23 protein-coding genes are annotated in these 21,402 nt (G+C 62.1%); 16 read left to right on the forward strand and 7 right to left on the reverse strand.

Translation table 11 applies throughout. The features are described from left to right. Positions 1-537: 537 nt before the first annotated feature. The 11 genes from X739_RS15745 (at position 538) to X739_RS152070 (ending at position 8,928) form a co-directional block, all read left to right on the forward strand. Positions 538-765: a Flp family type IVb pilin gene (locus X739_RS15745; protein WP_023794729.1), complete on the forward strand. Its 228-nt coding sequence runs from the start codon at positions 538-540 to the stop codon at positions 763-765. Positions 766-808: 43 nt separating this feature from the next. Further along, positions 809-1,009, forward strand: a complete 201-nt coding sequence (locus tag X739_RS152115) for a Flp family type IVb pilin (RefSeq protein ID WP_023794730.1) — start codon at positions 809-811, stop codon at positions 1,007-1,009. Between the two features lie 94 nt (positions 1,010-1,103). Next, positions 1,104-2,144 (forward strand): Flp pilus assembly protein CpaB, encoded by a 1,041-nt coding sequence (gene cpaB / locus X739_RS152110; protein ID WP_023794731.1) that lies wholly within the window; start codon positions 1,104-1,106, stop codon positions 2,142-2,144. Between the two features lie 56 nt (positions 2,145-2,200). Continuing rightward, positions 2,201-3,646: a type II and III secretion system protein family protein gene (locus X739_RS152105; protein ID WP_023794732.1), complete on the forward strand. Its 1,446-nt coding sequence runs from the start codon at positions 2,201-2,203 to the stop codon at positions 3,644-3,646. Continuing rightward, positions 3,633-3,926 carry a hypothetical protein gene (locus tag X739_RS152100; RefSeq protein WP_023794733.1) on the forward strand — a complete coding sequence of 98 codons (294 nt, stop codon included), beginning with the start codon at positions 3,633-3,635 and terminating at the stop codon, positions 3,924-3,926. The genes X739_RS152105 and X739_RS152100 overlap by 14 nt, the downstream gene beginning before the upstream one ends. Positions 3,927-3,997: 71 nt before the next feature. Next, entirely contained in the window at positions 3,998-5,524 is a 1,527-nt protein-coding gene (locus X739_RS152095; RefSeq protein ID WP_023794734.1) for a pilus assembly protein TadG-related protein, read from the forward strand. Positions 5,525-5,582: 58 nt separating this feature from the next. Continuing rightward, positions 5,583-6,020 carry a TadE/TadG family type IV pilus assembly protein gene (locus X739_RS152090; RefSeq protein ID WP_198026141.1) on the forward strand — a complete coding sequence of 146 codons (438 nt, stop codon included), beginning with the start codon at positions 5,583-5,585 and terminating at the stop codon, positions 6,018-6,020. Continuing rightward, a complete protein-coding gene (locus tag X739_RS152085; protein WP_051410586.1) occupies positions 6,014-6,649 on the forward strand; it encodes a TadE/TadG family type IV pilus assembly protein in 636 nt (211 codons plus the stop codon). Before X739_RS152090 ends, X739_RS152085 begins: the two co-directional genes overlap by 7 nt. Next, the gene (locus X739_RS152080) at positions 6,646-7,809 is read left to right on the forward strand and encodes an AAA family ATPase (protein WP_023794737.1); all 1,164 of its coding nucleotides are present in this window, start codon (positions 6,646-6,648) and stop codon (positions 7,807-7,809) included. The genes X739_RS152085 and X739_RS152080 overlap by 4 nt, the downstream gene beginning before the upstream one ends. Continuing rightward, complete coding sequence (locus tag X739_RS152075; RefSeq protein WP_023794738.1) at positions 7,796-8,368, forward strand: L,D-transpeptidase; 573 nt, start codon at positions 7,796-7,798, stop codon at positions 8,366-8,368. The genes X739_RS152080 and X739_RS152075 overlap by 14 nt, the downstream gene beginning before the upstream one ends. Beyond that, the gene (locus X739_RS152070) at positions 8,365-8,928 is read left to right on the forward strand and encodes a hypothetical protein (RefSeq protein WP_023771310.1); all 564 of its coding nucleotides are present in this window, start codon (positions 8,365-8,367) and stop codon (positions 8,926-8,928) included. Before X739_RS152075 ends, X739_RS152070 begins: the two co-directional genes overlap by 4 nt. Before the next feature lie 45 nt (positions 8,929-8,973). Here X739_RS152070 and X739_RS152065 read toward each other — a convergent pair whose 3' ends face one another. The 4 genes from X739_RS152065 to X739_RS152050 are packed head-to-tail and all read right to left on the reverse strand — an operon-like array spanning position 8,974 to position 13,150. Further along, positions 8,974-9,597, reverse strand: a complete 624-nt coding sequence (locus X739_RS152065; protein WP_245273851.1) for a hypothetical protein — start codon at positions 9,595-9,597, stop codon at positions 8,974-8,976. Next, the gene (locus X739_RS152060) at positions 9,594-10,409 is read right to left on the reverse strand and encodes an alpha/beta hydrolase (protein ID WP_023782403.1); all 816 of its coding nucleotides are present in this window, start codon (positions 10,407-10,409) and stop codon (positions 9,594-9,596) included. Before X739_RS152060 ends, X739_RS152065 begins: the two co-directional genes overlap by 4 nt. Before the next feature lie 9 nt (positions 10,410-10,418). Then, positions 10,419-11,906 carry an NAD-dependent succinate-semialdehyde dehydrogenase gene (locus tag X739_RS152055; RefSeq protein WP_023794739.1) on the reverse strand — a complete coding sequence of 496 codons (1,488 nt, stop codon included), beginning with the start codon at positions 11,904-11,906 and terminating at the stop codon, positions 10,419-10,421. 17 nt (positions 11,907-11,923) lie between these two features. Then, positions 11,924-13,150, reverse strand: coding sequence for an iron-containing alcohol dehydrogenase (locus X739_RS152050; protein ID WP_023771314.1), 1,227 nt, complete (start codon positions 13,148-13,150; stop codon positions 11,924-11,926). A 152-nt stretch (positions 13,151-13,302) separates the two neighbouring features. Between X739_RS152050 and X739_RS152045 the strand changes: the two genes are divergently transcribed. The 5 genes from X739_RS152045 (at position 13,303) to X739_RS152025 (ending at position 18,262) form a co-directional block, all read left to right on the forward strand. After that, on the forward strand, positions 13,303-14,004 hold the full coding sequence (locus tag X739_RS152045) for a GntR family transcriptional regulator (RefSeq protein WP_023771315.1): 702 nt from the start codon (positions 13,303-13,305) through the stop codon (positions 14,002-14,004). Positions 14,005-14,015: 11 nt separating this feature from the next. After that, on the forward strand, positions 14,016-15,608 hold the full coding sequence (locus X739_RS152040) for a sugar ABC transporter ATP-binding protein (RefSeq protein WP_023794740.1): 1,593 nt from the start codon (positions 14,016-14,018) through the stop codon (positions 15,606-15,608). Then, on the forward strand, positions 15,605-16,594 hold the full coding sequence (locus X739_RS152035; RefSeq protein ID WP_198019192.1) for an ABC transporter permease: 990 nt from the start codon (positions 15,605-15,607) through the stop codon (positions 16,592-16,594). Before X739_RS152040 ends, X739_RS152035 begins: the two co-directional genes overlap by 4 nt. Positions 16,595-16,649: 55 nt before the next feature. Next, entirely contained in the window at positions 16,650-17,600 is a 951-nt protein-coding gene (locus X739_RS152030) for a substrate-binding domain-containing protein (protein ID WP_023771318.1), read from the forward strand. Between the two features lie 68 nt (positions 17,601-17,668). Continuing rightward, positions 17,669-18,262, forward strand: a complete 594-nt coding sequence (locus X739_RS152025; RefSeq protein ID WP_015319191.1) for a DJ-1/PfpI family protein — start codon at positions 17,669-17,671, stop codon at positions 18,260-18,262. A 111-nt stretch (positions 18,263-18,373) separates the two neighbouring features. Here X739_RS152025 and X739_RS152020 read toward each other — a convergent pair whose 3' ends face one another. From X739_RS152020 to X739_RS152010, 3 genes are all read right to left on the reverse strand, one after another. Continuing rightward, complete coding sequence (locus X739_RS152020) at positions 18,374-19,573, reverse strand: mandelate racemase/muconate lactonizing enzyme family protein (RefSeq protein ID WP_023771319.1); 1,200 nt, start codon at positions 19,571-19,573, stop codon at positions 18,374-18,376. A gap of 9 nt (positions 19,574-19,582) precedes the next feature. Beyond that, positions 19,583-19,909 carry an NIPSNAP family protein gene (locus X739_RS152015; RefSeq protein WP_023771320.1) on the reverse strand — a complete coding sequence of 109 codons (327 nt, stop codon included), beginning with the start codon at positions 19,907-19,909 and terminating at the stop codon, positions 19,583-19,585. Between the two features lie 103 nt (positions 19,910-20,012). Further along, complete coding sequence (locus tag X739_RS152010; RefSeq protein WP_023794741.1) at positions 20,013-21,371, reverse strand: mandelate racemase/muconate lactonizing enzyme family protein; 1,359 nt, start codon at positions 21,369-21,371, stop codon at positions 20,013-20,015. Between the last annotated feature and the right edge of the window lie 31 nt (positions 21,372-21,402).

A 21,402-nucleotide genomic window follows, 5' to 3' on the forward strand; every position in this document is an offset into this window, starting at 1 on the left:
CCTTACACCCCTCCAGCGCACATTAGCGGAAACTAAACGTTAACCACCCGACGCACAAGCGCCGGGGCGCCTCACTTGCGGCCAATACTTTCAACATAGTTAAGGAGCGCGCCTGAAAAATATCGTTTTTATTTTAGGCCCCGCGTCGCCAACCATGGCTGAGTGAATAAAGCTTCCAGGAGCGCCGTGTGTCCTTGGTGCTCTAACATCGGCATCCGCTCCATATCTGGCTATAACCCCTTAGATATAAAGGAATATGTTGTGCTGCTAAATTAGTTATGGTTCTATTAGGACGCATGCATAATTGTGAACGAATGGTTAAGGGCGCTTGAAAAATTAGACGAATCAAGCTCTTGCTGAAATTTAAAGCCGCGTTCAACTCCAGAATTCATGTATTGGGAAGTTAAGGAACCGTTAATCCCGTTTGACTCCGCAATTTCTCGGGACCTAGGATCGAGATGACGGGGGATGCTTGGGTATGGAGTTCATCCTTGGCTCTGTCTCGTCGGGTTCAAACCTCCAAAGGGAGAAATTGACATGAAGAAGCTCATGACGATGACCCGGCAGTTCCGCGACGATGAAAACGGCGCTGCCATGGTCGAATACTCTATCCTGATCGGCATCATCGCCGCGGCAACCATCGTTGCGGTCATCGCTATCGGCGGATGGGTCGGCAGCCAGTTCACCGGCCTTTGCGCGAAGCTGAACGGCAAGGGTCTCGACGCTGCTGGCACTGGCAATGGCGCTTGCGTCCCGGCCGCTTGATCGGAAACGCTCTGGCCGGATCGGCCACAAAGGAGTGATAGGCATGAAGCGGCTTATCGAGATAGCCAGGCAGTTCCAGTCCGACGAAACCGGCGCTGCCATGGTGGAATACTCGATCCTGATCGGCATCATCGCAGCGGCATCGATCGTTGCGGTTATTGCCATCGGCGGATGGGTCGGCAGCCAGTTCACCGGCCTTTGCGCCAAGCTTGGCACGAATGGTGTTGCCGGGAGCACTTGCTGAAAACTTCCTGGGCCGGAATCGCTCGATTTCGGCCCAGGATCCTGCACTTTGAAGGGGTTGAAATTCGCCCGGCGGGCGATAGTGGGGTGGGAAGATGCGCGCCAATACGCTTATCATGATTGTCCTCGCCGGCGTGTTCGGCGTGCTGGCGGTGGTGCTCGCCAATATCTGGCTGGCCAGCCAGCGCAATGCCATGGCGAGGACGGAAGACGTCCCGCGCGATACGGTGGTTGTGGCGGCGGTACCTTTGAAATTCGGTGACACGCTGACCGAGGACAAGTTGCGCGAGATCGCCTGGCCGGCGGGCGCGGTTCCGACCGGCGCTTTCAAGACAACGAAAGAAATGCTGGCTGGCGAAGGCATAAAGCAGGCGCTGCAGGCGATCGGCACCAATGAGCCCGTTCTCGCCACCAAGATCACCGGCCCCGGCCAGCGCGCCACGCTCTCGGCGGTGCTTGGCGAAGGCATGAAAGCCGTTTCCATCCGGGTCAACGATGTGCTTGGGGTGGCTGGATTTGTTTTCCCTGGCGATCGCGTCGACGTGCTGCTGACGCGCACGACTCGCGGCGACGACGGGGCAGACAAGAGTTTTGTCGACGTGCTGCTGCAGAGCATGAAGGTGCTCGCAGTCGATCAGGTTGCCGATGTGAGCAAGGATAGCCCGACCGTGGTCAAATCGGTGACGCTGGAAGCCAGCACGAAAGATGCACAAAAGCTCACTCTGGCAGCCGGCGCCGGGCAGTTGTCGCTGGCGCTGCGCCAGGCCGCGGCCAGCAAGGGCGAAACGACGGAGCGTGTGACGCTTTCGGACCTGACTGGCGAAACGCCCGACGACGTGGCCAAGCGACAGGCCGACCTCGACAAGAAAGCGGCCGCGGACGCATTGGCGGAAGCTGAGCGCAAGCGTGCCGAGGACAAGATTGCCGGACTGACCCAGGCCGTGGAGAAGGTGGGAAGCCGCCTTGACGAGTTGGGCAAGGTCAAGCCCGTTCCAGTCGTGGCGTCTACGCCGGAAGTGCGGGAAGTTGTCAAGGAAGTGATCAAATACGTGCAGCCCGAGCCGCCCAAGAACGTGACCGTGGGCGTGTTCCGGGGTGTGAAGCTCGATACATATGACGTGCCGCGACAACCATGATAAGACGCGGCTAGTGAAGTGGGGCTGCCAGCAGTAGCAGCAGTGGGGAGACGGGGATGCAGGGGTTTTGCGTAAGGATGGCTGCGGCCGCGTTGTCCTGTCTGGCGGCGGTGGCGCTATCGAGCCTTTATGCCGATGCAGCCGACCGCTTCATCGACGTGTCGAACCCCAGCGTCCATCGCGTTTTCCTGCCGATGTCGCAATCGGTGACGCTCCAGGTGAATGCCAATCTCGGCGATATCGTCGTCGGCGACGAGAAGATCGCCGATGCTCAGCCAATGACCGACCGCACGCTCTACGTCATCGGCAAGGGCGCCGGCACCACCACGGTCAATCTGTTCTCACCCGACAAACGCTCGCTCGGCGTCATCCAGATCGAGGTCGGCGTCGATGTCAGCGACATGGCGGCGGCAATCCGCCAGGTTTCGCCAAGGTCGCGTATCGAGATCGGCTCGGTCAACGGCCGGGTGCGGCTTGGCGGTCATGTCAAGGACGGCGCCACGCTGGCAGCCATCATGGAAGTGGCGCAGCAATATGGCCCCGACGCCATCATCAATGCCGTCACCGTCGACGACAGCCAGCAGGTCAATCTCGAAGTGCGCGTGCTGGAAGCCAAGCGCAACGCGGGGCGTGATCTCGGCGTGTCGATCGCCAGCACCAACAGCAGAGGCACGACGCTCACCGGAACGGGCATCGCCACCGTCGACAAAGACGGCGAGGTGCTGGGGGCGGCTGGCGTGCTCAGTGGCCTCCTGTCCAATTCCACTCCGTTCGGCGCACTCCTCACTCGCGTCATTGACAGCAACATCAAGGTCGATCTGTACATCGAAGCACTCGAGGCCAAAGGGGTGGTGCGCACGCTTGCCGAGCCCAACCTCACCACGCTTTCCGGCGAACCCGCCAGTTTCAACGCCGGCGGCCAGGTTCCTATTCGCAGCGTCACCAAAGATGGCGTGATCCAGATCGAGTACAAGCAATTCGGCGTCAATCTCCTGTTCACGCCGGTCGTGCTCGCCGACGACAAGATCCACATCCAACTGGCCCCGGAGGTCAGCGACCTGACCGGCTTCACGACAGCCGGCGACCCGATCTTCACCAACCGCAAGCTGGAAACCGTCGTCGAACTACGCGACGGCCAGAGCTTCGCGGTCGGCGGGCTTCTGTCCAGCAAGACGACCAAGCTTCAAAACCAGGTGCCATGGCTCGGCCAGGTGCCGGTCATCGGCACGCTGTTCCGCAATTCGAGCAGCCAGAAGGAAGAGACCGAGCTGGTCGTGATCGTCACCCCGCATATCGTGCGGCCGGTGAAGCCCGGCGAGCAGTTGGCGACACCGTTCGACAAGACGCGGCCAGCCAACGACCCGGAATTCTTCGTGCTCGGCCAGCTCGAAGTGAACAAGGACATGATCCGGAGATATGAAACGGGCGACGGCGTCACCGGCCCCTATGGCCATATGCTGGACTTCAAATCGAAGGACAAGATGCTCTATGTCAAGAAATAGCGCCCTGATCCTCATTCTGTGCGTCGGGTCGCTTTCGGGCTGCGCCGCGGACTATCTGAACCACTACGACTCGGTGACCTTGGCCGCCGGCGACACGCAGAAATACAATTCGATGCTGCAGACGGTCGATCCGCTCAATCCGGCATCCAGGAATACGCATATCGAAGGCGACGGCACGCGCGCCGCCGCCGTTGCCCAAGCCTACAAATATCCACCGCCACCTCCGCCACCGCCAGCGATCACGGTCAATGTCGGCGGGTCGGGCGTGACAAAGCAGTGAGCTGAACGGAAGGATGCGGAGGGCGCCGGGCATGCGAGGGGCCTTGGCGCAGGAAAGCAGAGAGTAAGGTCATGTTGAGGACCATTCGTGCCTTCTGGAACGATCAGCGCGGCGTAGCGATGATCCTCGTGGCGATTATGATACCCGTGCTAATCGGCTTTTCGCTGCTCGCCTTCGATATGAGCCGGGCCACCGGGCTTCACCAACAGCTGCAAAAGGGTATCGACGGTCTTGCATTGGCCGCTGCCGCCGAACTTGACGGGAGGTCGGATTCGATCACTCGAGCCGACCGGGCCGTGACGACCCTACTCGCCAACCAGACCCTGTATTCAGAGCTAGGCGCCGGTCACACTCTCGCTCTGGCAGACGTGACCATCAAATACTTGACCGGGATACCAGCCAGCGACGAAACCACATTGACCAGCGATGGCGTCGATGCAAACGGGGTGAACTGGGCCAGCACCGATCCCAAACTGGTGTCTTTAGCCGAAGTGACGATAAACGCGTCCGGCTTGGCGAAGGGTGCTGGGGCATTCGCAACCATCTTCCCGGCGAGCCTCGTCGGCAGCAAGGACACGATGGACATCCGGGCCCAGGCCGTGGCCGGTTTCGTTCAATCGATCTGTGAAACCGTGCCGATCTTCATGTGCAACCCGTTCGAGACAACCGACCCGTCCACCAGCAAGACAATCCAGCAAGCTTTTGCGTCGGGAGATACTTACGGTCGAGAGTTTCGGATTCTTAAGGCAGACAACGATCCTGGCCCCGGCAATTTCGGACTGATCGACAACAATCTAGCCTCGCTTCGGGATGCCATCGCAGTGGGCTCCGCCGGCACCTGCTATCAACTCGATGCACTGACGACAAAGACCGGCGTCACGCTTGGACAGGTCAATACCGGGCTAAACGTTCGGTTTGACGTTCTCAGCAGTTCGCTGAACAAGCAGGACAAGAACCCGCAGTACCGGCCCGCAAGCAACGTCCGCAAGGGCGCGAAAAGCAACACTTGCAATAAATACGATCCCGTAACGGACGGGTCGGCACTGCCTCTCCCTGACGGCAACAGATATGGCGTCGACAAACCGGGAATGTCCGACAAAATCTCCGCGCAAACATTCTGGAACGCGTACTGGCTGGCCAACCATAAAACGGCCTATACGACATACGTTCCGGCCAACACCAACCCGACTGGCGACAAGACCGCGCCAGCCTCCAGATATGACGTCTACAAGTATGAGATATCGAGCGGCAGCGTAGCGGACCAATCGAACAACCCGACAAAGGAAGTAGGCACGCCGCAGTGCTACAAGGGCACAGGGGTGAGCCCAGATCCCGATCGCCGGCTCCTCAATATGGCGGTCGTCGATTGTCTCGCCAACGCTTCGAAGATCAACGGCCACACACAGCTCAAGCCGGACGGCTATGCCAGCGTGTTCATCAATTCCCCGATCTCAAAGTCGAACAAGAGCGACGATGAAGAATCCACAACCGGCGCGGAGAAGCCTATCAGCCTTGAGATCGTGGATGTAGATGGCGGCTTCGCCAACAATACGCTTGTAGACAAGGCGTTTCGCAACGAAACGCAATTGTACCGGTAGCCCCATGTCGATTAGACAATTCCTCCGGCGGTTCCACCACGACGACCGAGGCTCTGCTTTGGTCGAGATAGCGATCGTCACGCCACTCGTGTTGCTGCTGGCAGCGGGTGTCTTCGAGTTCTCGAACATCTTCAACACGCGCCTGCTTCTCGAAGCTGGCGTAGAGGATGCCTCTCGCTATATGGCGCGCTGCAGCAGTGACTGGAATACTTGTTCAGTGTTGGCAACAAACCTCGCAGTGAACGGGGCCGTCCAGGGCGGTAGTGCGAGGGTTACCGGGTGGACCACGGGTCAAGTCACCATAACGCCAGTACGATCGATCCAGGCGATCGATCCCACGACCGGTACCCAGCTCTATCTCAGCAGCACCGGCACCGTCGTTGTCGTGGAGGTCAGCGCCTCGTATCCGTATCCTACCCTGGGCCTCTGGTCTTATCTCGGCTTTGGTAACGTTAAGCTCACTGTGTTCCATCAGGAGCGTGTCTTGGGATGGTGATCTCGCAAGGCACGTTCTGGAGAAACCAATCCGGCGCGACAATGGTGGAGGCGGCCATCGCCATGCCCATGCTGCTCACCCTGCTGCTTGGTTTTGTCGACTTTGGCTATGCCTTCTACCAATGGAATGCCGGCAACAAAGCGGTGCAGGCTGGCGCCAGGCTGGCGCAGATTTCCGCTCCGATCGCCAGCGGACTTCTGCTCGAGGCAAAAACACCCAGCGACTCGCTGGATGTGGGAAAGGCGGTTCCAGCCAACACTTACAGCTACATCTGTACGGCCAGTGCCGCCGGAGCTGCATCTTGCACCTGTGGAACAGGCGCCACATGCCAGAACCTCAATGTGAACCAGGCAGCTCTCGACTTCATCTTTAACGGCAGCAGCACGCGGCCCGGAATGCTGACATTCCTGCCAACCCTTCTGAAATCCGAGGTCCAAATCCAGTATCAGGCTTCGGGCCTTGGCTACTGGACGCGTCCCAAGGGACCGGTGCCGACGATCACCGTCAGCATCACCAATCACCCGTTCCAGTTCTTCTTCCTGGCCGGTTTTCTCGGTCTCGGAACCATCACCATGCCCTCCATGCTGAGCACGGTCACGGGCGAAGACATGAAAAGCACGTATCCATGAACGCCATCAGCACCAAGGTTACCCCGACCAAGCGAAAGCAGGTCGCGCTGTTTTCCTCCGATGCGAATTTCAAGCGCGATGTGGCGACGCGGCTCGATGCGCTGGCGATCTATGACGTCAGGGTCGCCGAGACGAGCGATTTCCTCAAAGGTCCTCCGGCCGACACGCGTCCGGGCATCGTCATCCTCGATCTCGGCAAGGGCGAATTGCTTGGCAATCCAGGCATCGTCGAGGCGCGCGCGCTGTGGGCCACCGTGCCGCTGATCGCGGTTTCCGACGAGTTGACGTCGGAGCAGACGCGCGTCCTGGTGCGCATGAATGCCTCGGACTGGCTGCACAAGCCGCTTGACGGCAAGGAACTGCTCAACGCCGTCACCTTCCACGACAGCGGCAACCAGGGCGCCAAGAGCCGCATCATCACCTTCATCAGCGCCAGCGGCGGCGCCGGCGCCACCACGCTGGCACTGTCGGCCGCCGAATTCCTGGCCTCGAAATCGACCGAGCGCGCGGCCTCGACCTGCCTAGTCGACCTCGACTTCCAGAGCGCCAATTGCGGCGCCTATCTCAACCTGTTCAACCAGTTCGACCTTGCCGGCATCATCGGCCAGCCGGAACGGCTCGATGTCGAACTGATGGATGTCATCAAGCTGTCGCGGCCTTCCGGCCTGACGCTCTACGCCTTCGAGCGGCCGCAGCTGCCGTTCGAGCCGCAGGGCGCCGATTTCGTCTTCCGGCTGCTCGACCTCGTCGCCTACCGGTTCGACGACATCGTCATTGATCTGCCCAACATCGAAACGCCCTGGCACAATTCCGTGCTGTCGACGAGCGACGAGATCTTCATCGTCTTCGAGCTCAATGTGGCCTCGCTGCGGCAAGGCAAACGGCTCTACAAGAAGATCCGCGAGCTGCGCGGCAATGCCGTCTCGATCACGCTGGTCGCCAACAAGCACAAGCGCAAATGGTTCGGCAACCACTTCTCGCGCAGCGAGCTGGAGAAGATCTTCAAGGCGCCGCACATCAAGTCGGTCGGGCTCGACAATGCCCTGCTGGCCGACGCGCTGAACCGCGCCATGCTGCCGTCCGAAGTGGATGGGCAGGCGCGCTTCAGCAAGGATCTGAAGAAGATGTTCCGCGAGCGGCTCGACGATGCGGCCCGCTAGCGGCCATCGCTTGCGGCTGACAGCCGCCTGCCTCCTCGGCCTGGCGCTGGCGCCCGCGGCCGGACAGACCGCGTGGGCGGACAGCCGCCCGCCTCTGCCGGCCATGGGCCCCAGCCTGCGCAAGACGGTGGCGTTTTCCACCGCCGAGAAGACTGGGACCATCATCATCCGCAAGCAGGAAAAAGCGCTCTACCTGGTGACCGGCAAGGGCGAGGCCCTGCGCTACCGGATCAGTGTCGGACGCGATGGATTTGGCTGGACGGGTACGGTCCAGGTCGGAGCCAAGACCGAGTGGCCGGCGTGGCGACCGCCGAAGGAAATGCGCGCCCGCCAGCCGGAATTGCCTGACATGGTGCCCTCGGGGCCGTACAATCCCCTCGGCGCAAGGGCGCTCTATCTGCTTCGGGACGGCCGCGACACGCTCTATCGCATCCATGGCACCAACGACCCTTCGGGCGTGGGTTTCGACGGCACGTCGGGCTGTTTTCGCCTGACCAATACCGATGTCATCGATCTTTTCAGGCGCGTGCCTGTCGGCACCAAGGTGGTGGTCCAATGACGACGATCAGCGATCCCGACGACCTTGTGATAGCGGTCGAACCACTGTTGCTCGACAGGGAGAAGAGCCGGTCCAGGCTCGCAATTGCCGTCTCTGTCGGCCTGGCGCTGTTTGCCCTCCTGAACGCCACCGCGGCCGTCTATCTCTACCACGGCATCAACGATCTGCGCGCGATCGAGGCGCGGCTGGAGGACCTCGGCCAGTTCGAGCAGCGGATGAGCGCGCGGCTCGACACCGTCAACAATGGATTTCAAAGCCGGTTCGAGGCGCTGGACGACCGGCTGCGGGCGAGCTTCGGCGAGGTCAACGCCAACATCGCCCGGCAGCCACCGGAGATGTCGGGAAATCACGGTGGCGACGAGCCGCGCGTCGTCGAACTGGCCTCACCCGCCGAAGATACGGCGGCGGTCGCCAGCGCCGCCGACGCGGAGCCCGCGATCGAGGAAATGCCGCGGGTAACGCGACGGCGATCGGCTCCGGCGGCGCCTCCCGCGCCGAGCTCCAACTACCAGCGGAGCGTGTCACCGGAAGGCAAGGTCACCTATCACAAGATAAACTAGGTCGGGATAAACTAGGTCGGACTTGGGCGTGGCCGCGTAGCTGCGCTAGAAATCCCGCTGCAGTGCCATGATCCGGACGCGCCGCGATTCAACGCGCATGCCGAGTTCACGGACATAGGCAAGGTGGCAATAGGCGCAGGCGGTGACCCCGATGACCGCCAGCAGGCAGTTCAGCCAGGTGAAGTCCATCATCAGCGAGAACCGAAAGCCACTCGGTGCCGTGAACGCGGCGATGGTGCTGGCAGTCTGCGAGCGGCCGCCGATGAAGATCATCGACGCCGCCAGGATCAAGATGCCATGGTTGGCGAGAAAGAAAGCGGCCGACCTTCTGGCCCGGCTTGCCATCCAGCAGATCCCCAGGGCCGCGCCCAACAAGGCGAAATCCAGGACCATCGACCCTCCCAGATAGACATCGACCTGCTGCCAGACCATGCCCGACGAGGGATGCAAGGCTAGCCAGATCTTCCACATATCCGGGCTTGCGGGGTAGGTTCCGAGCAGGAGCGTCGCCATTCGCTCGGTCGCGAGGATCAGCAGGACACAGGCAGGAAAGGCGAAAAGCACTAGTGGTTGGCGCTTCATGGTACCTCGCAATCTGGCGGACAGATTACGCCCCATGGGTTGCGCAAGGCTTAACGGGGATGGTTCGGCTGAGGCAGGACCGATCAAGCGGCTCGGATCAGGTCGTACAGCCAAGTGCCCCCTTTTGTGTGCCCGACACCCAAATCCCGGACGCTGTCCATGTGATTGCGCCCCTCGACGATGCTGCTCGAAGCCGTCAGGCCCTGCTCCGTCAGGTGATCGGCAAACAATTTGGCCTGCAGGTGAAACGGTTCCGTCTCCCGCTCGCCGACCAGCAGCGTGACCTTTGTCCGCGACGAGTGGGATTTGCTCATCGGCGAATACGCCTCAACTTCCGTGTCGGTCAGGCCTATCAAAGGCTCCAGGAAGGATTGCTGGAGGGGCTTCAAATCGTAGAGCCCGCCGAGCAGAAGTGCCGCCGACGGGGGATGTGCCGACCCCTCGTCGAACAAAAAGGTCGCCAAATGCGCCCCGGCGGAATGACCGCTGACGCTTAGCCGACCGGCATCGCCGCCATGGCTGGCGATATGACCCAGCACCCATTGCCTCGCGCGCCGGACCTGGTCGACGATTGTCGCCATCCTGACGGCAGGCATCAGCGCATAGTCGATCACGACCGCGATTGCCCCGGCGCTCGTCACCGTCTCGGCGATGTAGGAATAGTCGCTTTTGGCGAACATGCGCCAATAGCCGCCATGGATGAAGATGTGCACCGGGAGATCCCTGCGCGCTCCGTCCGGAAAGAACAGGTCGAGGCGTTCGGCCTCGTGCGGACCATAGGCGATGTCCGCCAGCATCGGCAGCGAAGCCCGCGTGACGGCGCTGCGGGCGACGATGTCGGCCACGATGTCATCGAAATCGGCAACGTGGTCGCGGGTGCGAAAAGGGTCCTTCGACATGGAGCCGGCTCAGAAGGTCACAGCGATGTATTTGGCCTCCATGAACTCGGCGATGCCGTGATGCTGGCCCCCTTCCCGCCCGAGGCCACTCTGTTTGACTCCGCCGAAGGGCGCGGCGGGATCCGACATCAGGCCGCGGTTGAGGCCGATCATGCCGGCCTCGATCTCGGCGGCCACCCGCATGCCGCGCGCCACATCGCGGGTGTAGAGATAGGCGGCGAGGCCGAATTCGGTGTTGTTGGCGTGGAAGATGGCCTGCGCCTCGCTCTCGAAGCGGGTGATGGGCGCCACTGGGCCGAAGATCTCCTCATGCGCCATATCGGCGTCCGGCGAGACTTCGGACAAGACGGTCGGCGGATAGAAAAAGCCATCACCTTCAGGCACCGAGCCGCCGCACAGCGCCTTGGCGCCACGGTTGACCGCGTCCTTGACCAGCCGGTCGATCTTGTCGACCGCCTTCTTGGCGATCATGGGTCCACATTCGGTGTCCGCCTTGGTGCCGGCGCCGATCTTGAGCGCAGCCATGCGCTGCGCAAGGCCGTCGGCGAACGCATCGTGGATACCCGACTGGACGTAGATGCGGTTGGCCGCCGTACAGGCTTCGCCGGCATTGCGCATTTTGGCGATCATGGCGCCGTCGATGGCCGCATCGAGATCGGCATCGTCGAAGACGATGAAGGGTGCATTGCCACCAAGCTCCATGGAACAGGAAGTCACATGTTTGGCGGCTTCGGCGAGCAAGGCCCGGCCGATCCCGGTCGAACCGGTGAAGGAGAGCTTCCTGACGCGCGGATCGGCCAGCATGGCCGACGTCAGGGTGCCGGGTGTCGATGTCGTCAGCACGTTCACGACGCCGTCCGGTACGCCGGCTTCGCTGTAGAGCGCGGCCAGCGCATAGGCGGTCAGCGGCGTCTCGCTGGCCGGTTTCAGAATGACCGTGCAGCCTGCCGCCAGTGCCGGTGCGATCTTGCGCGTCGCCATCGCGGCGGGGAAATTCCACGGCGTGATGAGGATGCAGATGCCGATCGGCTGGTAGTCGACGACGATGCGGTTGGCGCCAGACGGGGCGGTGCCGAACTCGCCGGTGATACGAACCGCCTCCTCGGCGTTCCAGCGGAAGAATTCGGCTGCATAGGCGACCTCGCCGCGCGCGTCGCGCAGGGCCTTGCCGTTCTCCAGCGAGATCAGCATGGCAAGCGTCTCCGACCGCTCGACCATCAGCTCGAAACAGCGCCTGAGAATCTCCGAGCGCTTGCGCGGCGCTGTCTGGCGCCACCCCTTGGCGGCCTTGGCCGCTGCCTCGACCGCTGCGGCGGCATCCTCCAGGGTCGCATCGGGGACCGCCGCGATCACCGCGCCGGAGGATGGATCGGTGACCTCAATGAGCCCGCCGTCGGACGACGGCCGCCATTGTCCGCCAATGTAGAGCCGGTGCGGAAAGCCCCGAACGTCGTACGGATCCTGATCGAGAGGGAAGGCATTGTAGGGAAGGTTCATCGTCTTGTTCCTGACGTTCACATGGCGCAGGCGGTGAGATCGCCGTCATAGGCCGCCTGGACAAGGCGGCGCATGGCGGCAAGGTCGAATGGGCGCGGGTTGTTCTTGATCAGGCGATCGATGCCGAGCGCCTGCTCGGCGGTCCAGTCGAGCTTGTCGGCCGGGAGTCCCAAACCGGCCAGCGTCGGGGTGATGCCGATCGCCGCAAACAAGCGCCTGATCTCCTCGATGGTCGCGCCCGCCATTTCGTCGACGCCACGACCATTCGGCTCGAGGCCAAGAGCAATCCCTATCTCGGCGATGTCACCCGCGGCCACACGGCTGTTGTAGCTCATGACATAAGGCATCATTGTCGCCACCCCCAGCCCATGCGGCGTGTGGGTGAGCGCGCCGGCCGGGTATTGCACCGCGTGCGCCGCCGCCGTGCCGGCGGTGCCGAACGCGCAACCCGCAGCCAGCGCTCCCATCATCACGTCGGAGCGCGCCTCGGCGTCGCCGCCGTCGATGCACGCCTTCTCCAAGCTGCGGCCGAGAAGTTTGACGGCCAGCAGCGCGAAATGGTCGGTCAACGGCGTCTTGCCGATGAACACGTGGCGCTGCGGCAGGCTGAAGTCCCCGTCCCGGCGCATGGCCGTGAAGGCCTCGATCGCATGAGTGAGCGCGTCGGCACCGGCAACCGCGGTCAGGCCCGGCGGACAAGTCATTGTCAGTTCGGGGTCGCAGACGGCAACGGCAGCAATAAGATAGGGGCTCGATATGCCGACTTTGAGCGTCCGGTCCGGATCCGATATCACGGCGACAGGCGTCACCTCTGATCCTGTACCAGCCGTGGTCGGCACGGCGATCATCGGCAGGGTCGGCCCCGGGACCTTGAACTCGCCGTAGTAGTGCCGCAGCTCGCCGCCGTGGCTGATCAGCAAGGCGGCACATTTGGCGAAATCGAGACAGCTGCCGCCGCCGATGCCGATCACCATGTCTGGCCGGAAGCCCCTCGCTTCCTTGACGCAGACCGCCACCGAATCGCGCGGCACGTCCGGGAGGACACCGTCGTGAACCAGCACGTCGATTGACGCCGACCGCAGGGATTTCATCATTTCGGCGAACACGCTGGTGCCGGCCAAACGCTGGTCGGTGCAGACCAGGGCGCGGCGGCCATGGCGGCCGGCCACGGCTGGCAGGGCATGACGTTGTCCCGTTCCGAATAGAATTTCACGTGGGAGCCGGAGGGCTGTGAGAAGGCTCATGACAGGCTGCATCCTTGAGGGTGTCGGAGAAACTCGCATTGCAATCCGCACCGAAGGATCCTGAACTGAACGGCGCCGATAAAATCGTATAGGATATAGTATTGCATCGGTCAAACCCTCGTGTTAGCAATCTCCTGTCGAGAGGCGAAAGAATGCAACCTGTCAGCTTGAGCAATAATGGTGAAACGCCCACGGGAGCGGGCCGCATTCAGCGTGCCGGCAGCCTAGCCGAGGACGTCTACGAGGCCATCTTCGCGCAGCTGATGTCGCTGAAGATCGCGCCCGGTTCGCGCATCACCGTCGACAATCTGGTCAAGGAATTCGACGTTTCCCATACGCCGATCCGCGAGGCGCTGGGCCGCCTCGAAGGCGAAGGACTGGTTCTGAAGACGCACCTGATCGGATACCGTGCCGCGCCGCAGATCACGCGGCGCCGTTTCGACGAATTGTACGAAATGCGTCTCCTGCTCGAACCGCACGGCGCGGCGAAAGCCGCTGCCACGATGGATGAGGCCAAACTCGGCACGCTGCTGAAGGCTGCAGGCGTGATGTCGCGCCGCGAGGGCAAGGACGAGCGCCTGCGCTATTCGAACTTCGCCAGGCAGGACGCGATCTTCCATGACAAGATCATGGAATACGCCGAAAACGAGCTCATCCGCGAGACGCTGGGTTATCAACACACGCACTTCCACATTTTCCGCCTGATGTATCATTCCCGCGTGACCGTGGAGGCGCTGGACGAGCATGAGGCGATCCTCGCCGCGTTCGGCTCTGCCGATCCGGATGCCGCCGCGAAAGCAATGCGCGCTCACATCGAGCACTCACGCGATCGCCTGCTGCCGGCCTTCGATTGAGGCCTGAACGAATGTCCGTTACCGCCAATATTGCCGGAGAGGGAGGAAGTGCGCTGCCTGGCGGCAATGCGCCAGGGGTCCTGGAGCCGGTGCTGCGCGCTCAGGGTCTCTCGAAGCAATATGGGCCGGTGACCGTGCTCTCCGACGTCACGCTCGACATCCTGCCGGGCGAAATCCACGCCATCATCGGCGAGAACGGTGCCGGAAAATCCACTTTGATGCGGCTGCTTTCCGGCTATGCCGAGCCGACCCGCGGCACCTTGTCCATGGCTGGTCGGCCGGTGACGTTCGCCAAGCCCGACCAGGCCCAAAAAGCCGGCATTGCCCTCGTCCACCAGGAGATCCTGCTCGCCGAAGCGCTTACGGTGACGGACAATCTATTTCTCGGCCGCGAGCTTTCGCGCCGCCATGTGATGGACGACCGCGCCATGCGGCGCCTGGCAGCCGAAAAGCTGGCACGGATCGGCTGCGCGGTCTCGCCGACCGCGCTGGTGCGCGACATCTCGCTGGCCGACCGCCAGCTGGTCCAGATCGCCCGCGCGCTGCTCGACGACTACAAGGTCGTGATCTTCGACGAGCCGACCGCCGTGCTGACCGACGAGGAAGTGGATCGCCTCCTCGAAATCGTCCGGCAGCTAAAGGCCAACGGCACGGCCGTCCTCTATATCAGCCATCGGCTGGATGAGGTGCAGCAGCTTGCCGACAAGGTGACCGTGCTGCGCGACGGCAGGATGGTCGGCACCTGTCCGGGCACGGCCCTGACCCAGATGGACATGGCACGCCTGATGGTCGGCCGCGAGCTTGCAACGCTCTACCCGCAGAAGAGCGCGCCGTCCGATGAGCCGATGCTGAGCGTGAAAAACGCCACCGTCCCGGGCTACGCCGAAGACGTCTCTTTCACCGTCCACAGGGGCGAAATTCTTGGCTTTGCCGGCATGATCGGCGCGGGCCGCACGGAATTGTTCGAAGGGCTGGTGGGCCTGCGTTCGGCCGACGCCGTGATTGAACTCCAAGGTCGGCCCGTCCGGATCCGCTCGCAACGCGAAGCGATCGATGCAGGCATCGGCTACCTGACCGAGGACCGAAAGAGCAAGGGCCTGCTCCTCGAGGAACGACTGGCGCCCAACCTCACGCTTTCCGCACTTGAACGGTTCCATCCCGCACTGGCTCTCAGCAGACGCCGCGAGTCGGTCGCGCTGACAGAGGCCGTCCGGAGCTACGATATCCGGCTCAAGAGCCCTGGCGTGAAGGCGGGACAGCTTTCCGGCGGCAATCAGCAGAAGCTGCTGCTCGCCAAGGTGCTGCTCACCGACCCCTCTGTGGTCATCATCGATGAACCGACCCGCGGCATAGATATCGCCAACAAGGCTCAGATCTACGCCTTCATCCACGCCATCGTCGGCAGCGGCAAAGCCTGCATCGTCATCTCGTCGGAAATGCAGGAGCTGATTGGCATCTGCGACCGCATCCTCGTCATGCGGGAAGGCCGCCTGACGGGCGAGGTCCAAGGCGCCGAGATGACCGAAAGCAATGTGGCGCTGCTGGCGACAAGCGGCCCGAAACCGAGGCCGAAGGCCGAGGGAGGAACAGAATGGCTGTCATGACCGGATCCCCATCCACGCATCGCGTCGGTGATTTGAACATCACCTGGACCGACGTGGGTCCCTTCCTGGCATTGGCCGCCCTGCTGGTGGTCGGCTTTCTCATCAATCCAGACTTCCTCTCCGCGACCAACCTTGCCAACGTCATCACCCGCAGCGCCTTCATCGCCATCATCGCGGTCGGCGCGACGTTCGTTATCTCGTCGGGAGGGCTCGATCTTTCCGTCGGCTCGATGGCCGCCTTCGTCACCGGCATCACCATCATGTTCATGAACGCCGTGGCGCCACACGCCGGCCTGTGGGCGATCCCGGCTGGAATGCTCGTGGCGATCCTGGTCGGTCTTCTGTGTGGCCTCGCCAATGGCCTGATCGTCACCATAGGCCGGATCGAACCGTTCATTGCGACGCTCGGTACAATGGGCATTTTCCGCGCGTTGATCACCTATCTGACCGACGGCGGCACGATACCGATAGACCGATCGCTGCGCGAAGCCTATCGGCCGGTCTATTTCGGCACCGTCGGTGGTGTCCCTATCCCGATCCTCATATCGGTCGCCGTCGCCGCGATCGCATCGTTCGTCCTCTACAAGATGAAGTATGGGCGCAAATGTGCGGCGGTCGGCGCAAACGAGGACGTCGCGCGCTATTCCGGCATCTCCGTCATCAAGACGCGCACCATTGCTTACATCGTCCAAGGCGTCTGCGTGGCCGTCGCCGCGATCTGCTACGTACCGCGACTGGGTGCCGCAACGCCGACCACCGGGCAGCTTTGGGAACTGCAGGTGATCACCGCCGTGGTGATCGGCGGCACGGCGCTGCGTGGCGGCAAAGGTCATGTCTGGGGAACCGTCGCCGGCGCCGTCATTCTGGAGCTGATCGCCAATCTCATGGTGCTGTCGGACTTCGTCTCCGAGTACCTGGTCGCCGCGGTTCAGGGCGTCATCATCATCATCGCGATGCTCATTCAGAGGTTCTCGAATTCGAAATAGCCCCGCGTCCGGACCACACGGGTGCGTCTTTGCAGGTCCAATCTGGGAGAAGAAAATGTTCAGTAAAAAATGGATGGCTGCGGCCGCGCTCGGCTCGCTGCTGCTGACGGGCCATGCCATGGCCGAGGACAAGAAAGTCATCGCCGTTTCGATACCGGCCGCCGACCACGGCTGGACCGCCGGCGTCGTCTATCACGCGCAGACGGCGGCCAAGGAAATCAACGCGGCTTTCCCCGGTGTCGAGGTCATCGTAAAGACGTCGCCGTCGGCGGCCGATCAGGTGTCGGCGATCGAGGATCTCTCCGCCTCACGCAAGATCGATGCGCTGGTGATCCTTCCTTACTCCTCGGAAGAATTGACCGAGCCGGTCAAGGCCATCAAGGAGAAGGGCACCTTCATCACGGTCGTCGACCGCGGCCTGACCGACCCCACCATCCAGGGCCTCTACGTCGCCGGCGACAACATCGCCGTCGGGCGCAACACCGCGAAATACATGATCGACAAGCTTGGCGGAAAGGGTGACCTGGTTGTCCTGCGCGGCATCCCGACCGTGATCGACGACGAGCGCATCAAGGGCTTCCAGGACGCCATCGCCGGGACCGGCCTCAAGGTTCTCGACATTCAGTACGCTCATTGGAACAGCGACGAAGCCTTCAAGCTGATGCAGGACTACCTCGCCAAATATCCGCATATCGACGCGGTTTGGGCGAACGACGATGACATGCTGCTGGGGGTGATCGAGGCGGTCAAGCAGTCGGGCCGCACCGACATCAAGCTGGCGCTTGGCGGCAACGGCATGAAGGACATCGTCAAGAAGGTCATCGACGGCGACAGCATGACCCCCGTCGAGACTCCCTACCCGCCGTCCATGATCAAGACGGCCATATACATGACCATGGCCAATTTGGTTGGCCAGGCCCCGGTTCGCGGCGCCGTCAAGCTGGACGCGCCGCTGATCACCAAGGACAACGCCAAGGAATACTTCTTCCCCGACTCTCCGTTCTGAAGAACGCAATCAATGCGTGGCGCAGCATGACTCGCCCCGCCCCTTTCACACGACAAGAGGACATGATCATGTCAGGCAAGAAAATATTGATGCTCACCGGCGAGTTCACCGAGGAGTACGAGATCTTCGTCTACCAGCAAGCAATGGAAGCCGTCGGTCACACGGTCCACGTGGTCTGCCCGGACAAGAAGGCCGGAGACCTCATCAAGACCTCCCTGCACGACTTCGAGGGCGACCAGACCTACACCGAAAAGCTCGGCCATTTTCAGGTGATCAACAAGACGTTTGCTGAAGCGGAAAAGCAGCTCGATCAATACCACGCCGTATATTGCGCCGGCGGCCGCGGCCCGGAATACATCCGCACCGACAAACGGGTGCAAGCCATGGTGCGCCACTTCCACGATACCCAGAAGCCGATCTTCACGATCTGCCATGGGGTCCAGATTCTGATTGCCGTGGACGGTGTCGTCCGCGGCAAGAAGGTCGGCGCGCTCGCCGCTTGCGAACCGGAAGTGACGCTGGCCGGCGGCACCTACATCGACCTCTCGCCGACGGAGGCCTATGTCGACGGAACCATGGTGTCGGCCAAGGGATGGACAGCCCTCGCTGCCTTCATCCGCGAATGCCTGAAGGTGCTCGGGACCGAGATTCGCCATAATTAAACAAGGTCGGCGCACGTCAACAATGCGCCGGCTTCTGTTGTGATGAGACGTGCAACCACGAGTCTTTGAAGTAGGCCCTCGGTCGATGAGATCGAGGGCCACCGTCGCCGGTCAATCGAAGAATCCGGCGTCCTCCGCCAGCAAATACTTCCTGGCGCCTTCGGCGTCGATATCGAGGCCTAGCCCCGGTGCTTCCAGCAGATCCACCATGCTGTCCTTCACGATCTGCTTGGGCAGGCCGATGACGATGTCGTTCCACCAGGGGTCCGAGGCACTGGGGTATTCGAACGCCACGTAATTGGCGGGCAAGGTGGCGCAGACGTTGATCAGCGCGCCGAGGCCCAGCAGGCCATTCGCCGTGCCATGCGGCGCCATCAGGATCGAGTGCATATAGGCGTGCTCGGCGACCCATTTGAGCTCGGCAATGCCGCCGATGTCGGCAGGATCGGGGCCGATGACGCGCACCGCCTGCGTCTCGATCAGTTCCTTGAAATTGTGCCTGAGGTAGATCTGCTCGCCGGTATGGATCGGCGTCGAGGTGGAGGTGGTCAGTTCCCGGTAGGCCTGCGGATTGACCCACGGTACATAGTCGCCGGTCAGCATGTCCTCCAGCCACATCAGATTGTACCTCTCGACCGCGCGGGCGAACCTGATCGCATCGGGCAGCATCCAGCCCGGGCCGCAGTCGAGCGCCAGGCTGACCTTGTCGCCCAGCACTTCCTTCATCGCGATCACGCAGTCGAGCATGTGGTTGAAACCGCGTTCGCTGATCACGCCCTGATCCATGGCACCGTGATAGCCGGCCTTCTTCTGCGTCACGCCATAATGGAAGTCCTCGATAGTGTCCTTCATGTTGGAGTGGAACGAGATTCCTTGCTTAACCATGAAGAAGTTCTGCGGCTGCTCCATCATCCATTTGACGTCCGCGGCGTAGTCCTCCGGCCGGTCGCCTGTGCGCTTCTGGCGGATCGAGCCGTTATAGACGCGCACCTTGTCGCGCACCTTGCCGCCGAGCAGCTTGTAGGCCGGCACGCCCGCGGCCTTGCCGGCTATGTCCCAAAGCGCATGTTCGATAGCGCTGACCGCCGCGCCATAAGGCTTGAAAGAACCGCGTTGGCGGATCTTCAACATGACCCGCTCGACATCGGTCGGATCCTCGCCGATCAGCGCCTCTCGGAAATGCAGCACAAATGGCTTGAGATAGGTCTTTGTGAACTCGACTTCGCCCAGACCGTAGAGGCCCTCGTCAGTGACGACGCGAACGATGGGATGCCGCCCGATGACGGCGCAGCGCAGGTCGGTGATTTTCATGGCGCAGCCCTATCTCACGGACGAGAAAGCTGTCGGCGCGAGCAACTGGCTGCTGATATTGGCAACGATCTGCCCGTCGCGCTCGGACTCGTCCCGAGCCCTGTGCCATGCCGGATCGGTGACGAAAGCCGTCCATTTCGCCTCACGCTCGGCCAGTGATTGCCAGGCTAGGAAATAGGTGAGGCGATTGCTGTTTTCGCCGATCGCCGTGGTGAAAAACCCAGCCTGGCGGATGCCATGCCTCTCCCAGATGGCCAGCGTTTGGTCTGAAAAGCGCTTGAGCAAAGCCGGCAGCCTCCCCGGCAGGCAGTCATAGATACGCAGTTCGTAGATCATGGTTTCGTCCGTTTCTTTCTACGCCTCTCCCTTGGGAGAGGTCGACACGAATGGTCGGTCGTCGGCCTGTGAGCCTGGCGGGAATGATGGCAGGGGATCTGGGCTAACTCCAGGTCCGGTCCCAGCTAGATTCATTGTCCCAATGCTCGGTGGATTGCCATATTCCCGTGACACCGGGCTGCACGTGCTGGCTGATCACCTCGTCGACCACATCGTCTATGCCCAGCCCCGGCTTGTCGGGCACGGTGACGAAGCCGTCCTTGACGAGCGGCTTGGGCAGGCCAGTGACGATATCGTCCCACCAGTCGACATCGGCGGAGTGGTATTCGAGCGCCATGAAGTTCTCGGTCGCGGTGGCGACATGCGCGGCGGCCATCGCGGCGATCGGGCTTTCGGCCATATGGATGGCCATGGCGACACCGTGATCCTGCGCCATGTCGCCGATCTTCTTGGTCTCGAGAATACCCCCACTGGTGAGCAGGTCCGGGTGGATGACGGAGAGGCCGCCGCTCTTGAGCAGCGGCTCGAAGCCTTCCCTGAGGTAGATGTCTTCGCCGGTGCACATCGGCACCGTGGTGGCCCCCTGCAATTGCCGGTACTGCTCGGTGTGTTGCCAAGGGATCACATCCTCCAGCCAGGCCGGGGCGTATTTCTCGATGCGACGCGACAGGCGTATGCCGTCCTGCAGCGAGATGTGGCCAACATGGTCGATGGCGAGCGGGATCTCGTATCCAATCACCTCGCGAACCTCGTGGATGTACTGCTCGAGCAGGTCGATCCCCTTTTCGGTGAAATGCAGGCCGGTGAACGGGTGCTGCACGTTCTGCGCGTCGTAGGCGAGATTGCGGGCCTTGCGCTCCTCCAGCGTGCCGCCACGGCCGCGCGGATTAGCATGAAACCCTTCGAGCGCGCCGGCGGGCGCGGACACGGCGCCCGGGACATGGGCGATCTGCATCAAGTCCAGGTCCATCTTGAGGAAGGTGAAACCGCGGTCCATGCGCTGCTTGAGGCGCTTTCCGGTTTCGGTGCCGCTCGGTTGCTCGGCATCGGTATCGCAATAGACGCGCACCTGATCGCGGAACTTGCCGCCGAGCATCTGGTAGATGGGAACGCCATAGGCCTTGCCGGCGATATCCCAGAGCGCGATCTCGACCGCCGAGACGCCGCCGCCCTGCCGACCGTGCCCGCCGAATTGCTTGATGCGGCGAAACAGGCGATCGATGTCGCAGGGGTTCTCGCCAAGCAGCCGGCTCTTCAGCATCAGCGCGTAGGTGGCGCTGGCGCCGTCGCGCACCTCGCCAAGCCCGACGATGCCTTGGTTGGTATAGATCTTGAGCAGCGCCGAGGTGAACGGCGCACCGACGATCTCGGCCACCCGCATGTCGGTGATGCGAAGCTCGGACGGCTTCGAGTTGGTGTTGACCCGGTTGAGGGCCTCGTCGGCTCCATCCGTCTTTGGCATGACTTATCCTCGTTCTGATTTGCGGGTTGTC

Source organism: Mesorhizobium sp. LNHC209A00 (assembly GCF_000502915.1).
Taxonomy (GTDB): Bacteria; Pseudomonadota; Alphaproteobacteria; order Rhizobiales; family Rhizobiaceae; genus Mesorhizobium.

Bases quoted from the DNA above. Each gene is read 5' to 3' on its own strand.
- X739_RS15745 (WP_023794729.1), top strand. From the start codon at position 538: ATGAAGAAGCTCATGACGATGACCCGGCAGTTCCGCGACGATGAAAAC.
- X739_RS152115 (WP_023794730.1), top strand. From the start codon at position 809: ATGAAGCGGCTTATCGAGATAGCCAGGCAGTTCCAGTCCGACGAAACC.
- cpaB (WP_023794731.1), top strand. From the start codon at position 1,104: ATGCGCGCCAATACGCTTATCATGATTGTCCTCGCCGGCGTGTTCGGC.
- X739_RS152105 (WP_023794732.1), top strand. From the start codon at position 2,201: ATGCAGGGGTTTTGCGTAAGGATGGCTGCGGCCGCGTTGTCCTGTCTG.
- X739_RS152100 (WP_023794733.1), top strand. From the start codon at position 3,633: ATGTCAAGAAATAGCGCCCTGATCCTCATTCTGTGCGTCGGGTCGCTT.
- X739_RS152095 (WP_023794734.1), top strand. From the start codon at position 3,998: ATGTTGAGGACCATTCGTGCCTTCTGGAACGATCAGCGCGGCGTAGCG.
- X739_RS152085 (WP_051410586.1), top strand. From the start codon at position 6,014: ATGGTGATCTCGCAAGGCACGTTCTGGAGAAACCAATCCGGCGCGACA.
- X739_RS152080 (WP_023794737.1), top strand. From the start codon at position 6,646: ATGAACGCCATCAGCACCAAGGTTACCCCGACCAAGCGAAAGCAGGTC.
- X739_RS152075 (WP_023794738.1), top strand. From the start codon at position 7,796: ATGCGGCCCGCTAGCGGCCATCGCTTGCGGCTGACAGCCGCCTGCCTC.
- X739_RS152070 (WP_023771310.1), top strand. From the start codon at position 8,365: ATGACGACGATCAGCGATCCCGACGACCTTGTGATAGCGGTCGAACCA.
- X739_RS152060 (WP_023782403.1), bottom strand. From the start codon at position 10,409: ATGTCGAAGGACCCTTTTCGCACCCGCGACCACGTTGCCGATTTCGAT.
- X739_RS152055 (WP_023794739.1), bottom strand. From the start codon at position 11,906: ATGAACCTTCCCTACAATGCCTTCCCTCTCGATCAGGATCCGTACGAC.
- X739_RS152050 (WP_023771314.1), bottom strand. From the start codon at position 13,150: ATGAGCCTTCTCACAGCCCTCCGGCTCCCACGTGAAATTCTATTCGGA.
- X739_RS152045 (WP_023771315.1), top strand. From the start codon at position 13,303: ATGCAACCTGTCAGCTTGAGCAATAATGGTGAAACGCCCACGGGAGCG.
- X739_RS152040 (WP_023794740.1), top strand. From the start codon at position 14,016: ATGTCCGTTACCGCCAATATTGCCGGAGAGGGAGGAAGTGCGCTGCCT.
- X739_RS152035 (WP_198019192.1), top strand. From the start codon at position 15,605: ATGACCGGATCCCCATCCACGCATCGCGTCGGTGATTTGAACATCACC.
- X739_RS152030 (WP_023771318.1), top strand. From the start codon at position 16,650: ATGTTCAGTAAAAAATGGATGGCTGCGGCCGCGCTCGGCTCGCTGCTG.
- X739_RS152025 (WP_015319191.1), top strand. From the start codon at position 17,669: ATGTCAGGCAAGAAAATATTGATGCTCACCGGCGAGTTCACCGAGGAG.
- X739_RS152020 (WP_023771319.1), bottom strand. From the start codon at position 19,573: ATGAAAATCACCGACCTGCGCTGCGCCGTCATCGGGCGGCATCCCATC.
- X739_RS152015 (WP_023771320.1), bottom strand. From the start codon at position 19,909: ATGATCTACGAACTGCGTATCTATGACTGCCTGCCGGGGAGGCTGCCG.
- X739_RS152010 (WP_023794741.1), bottom strand. From the start codon at position 21,371: ATGCCAAAGACGGATGGAGCCGACGAGGCCCTCAACCGGGTCAACACC.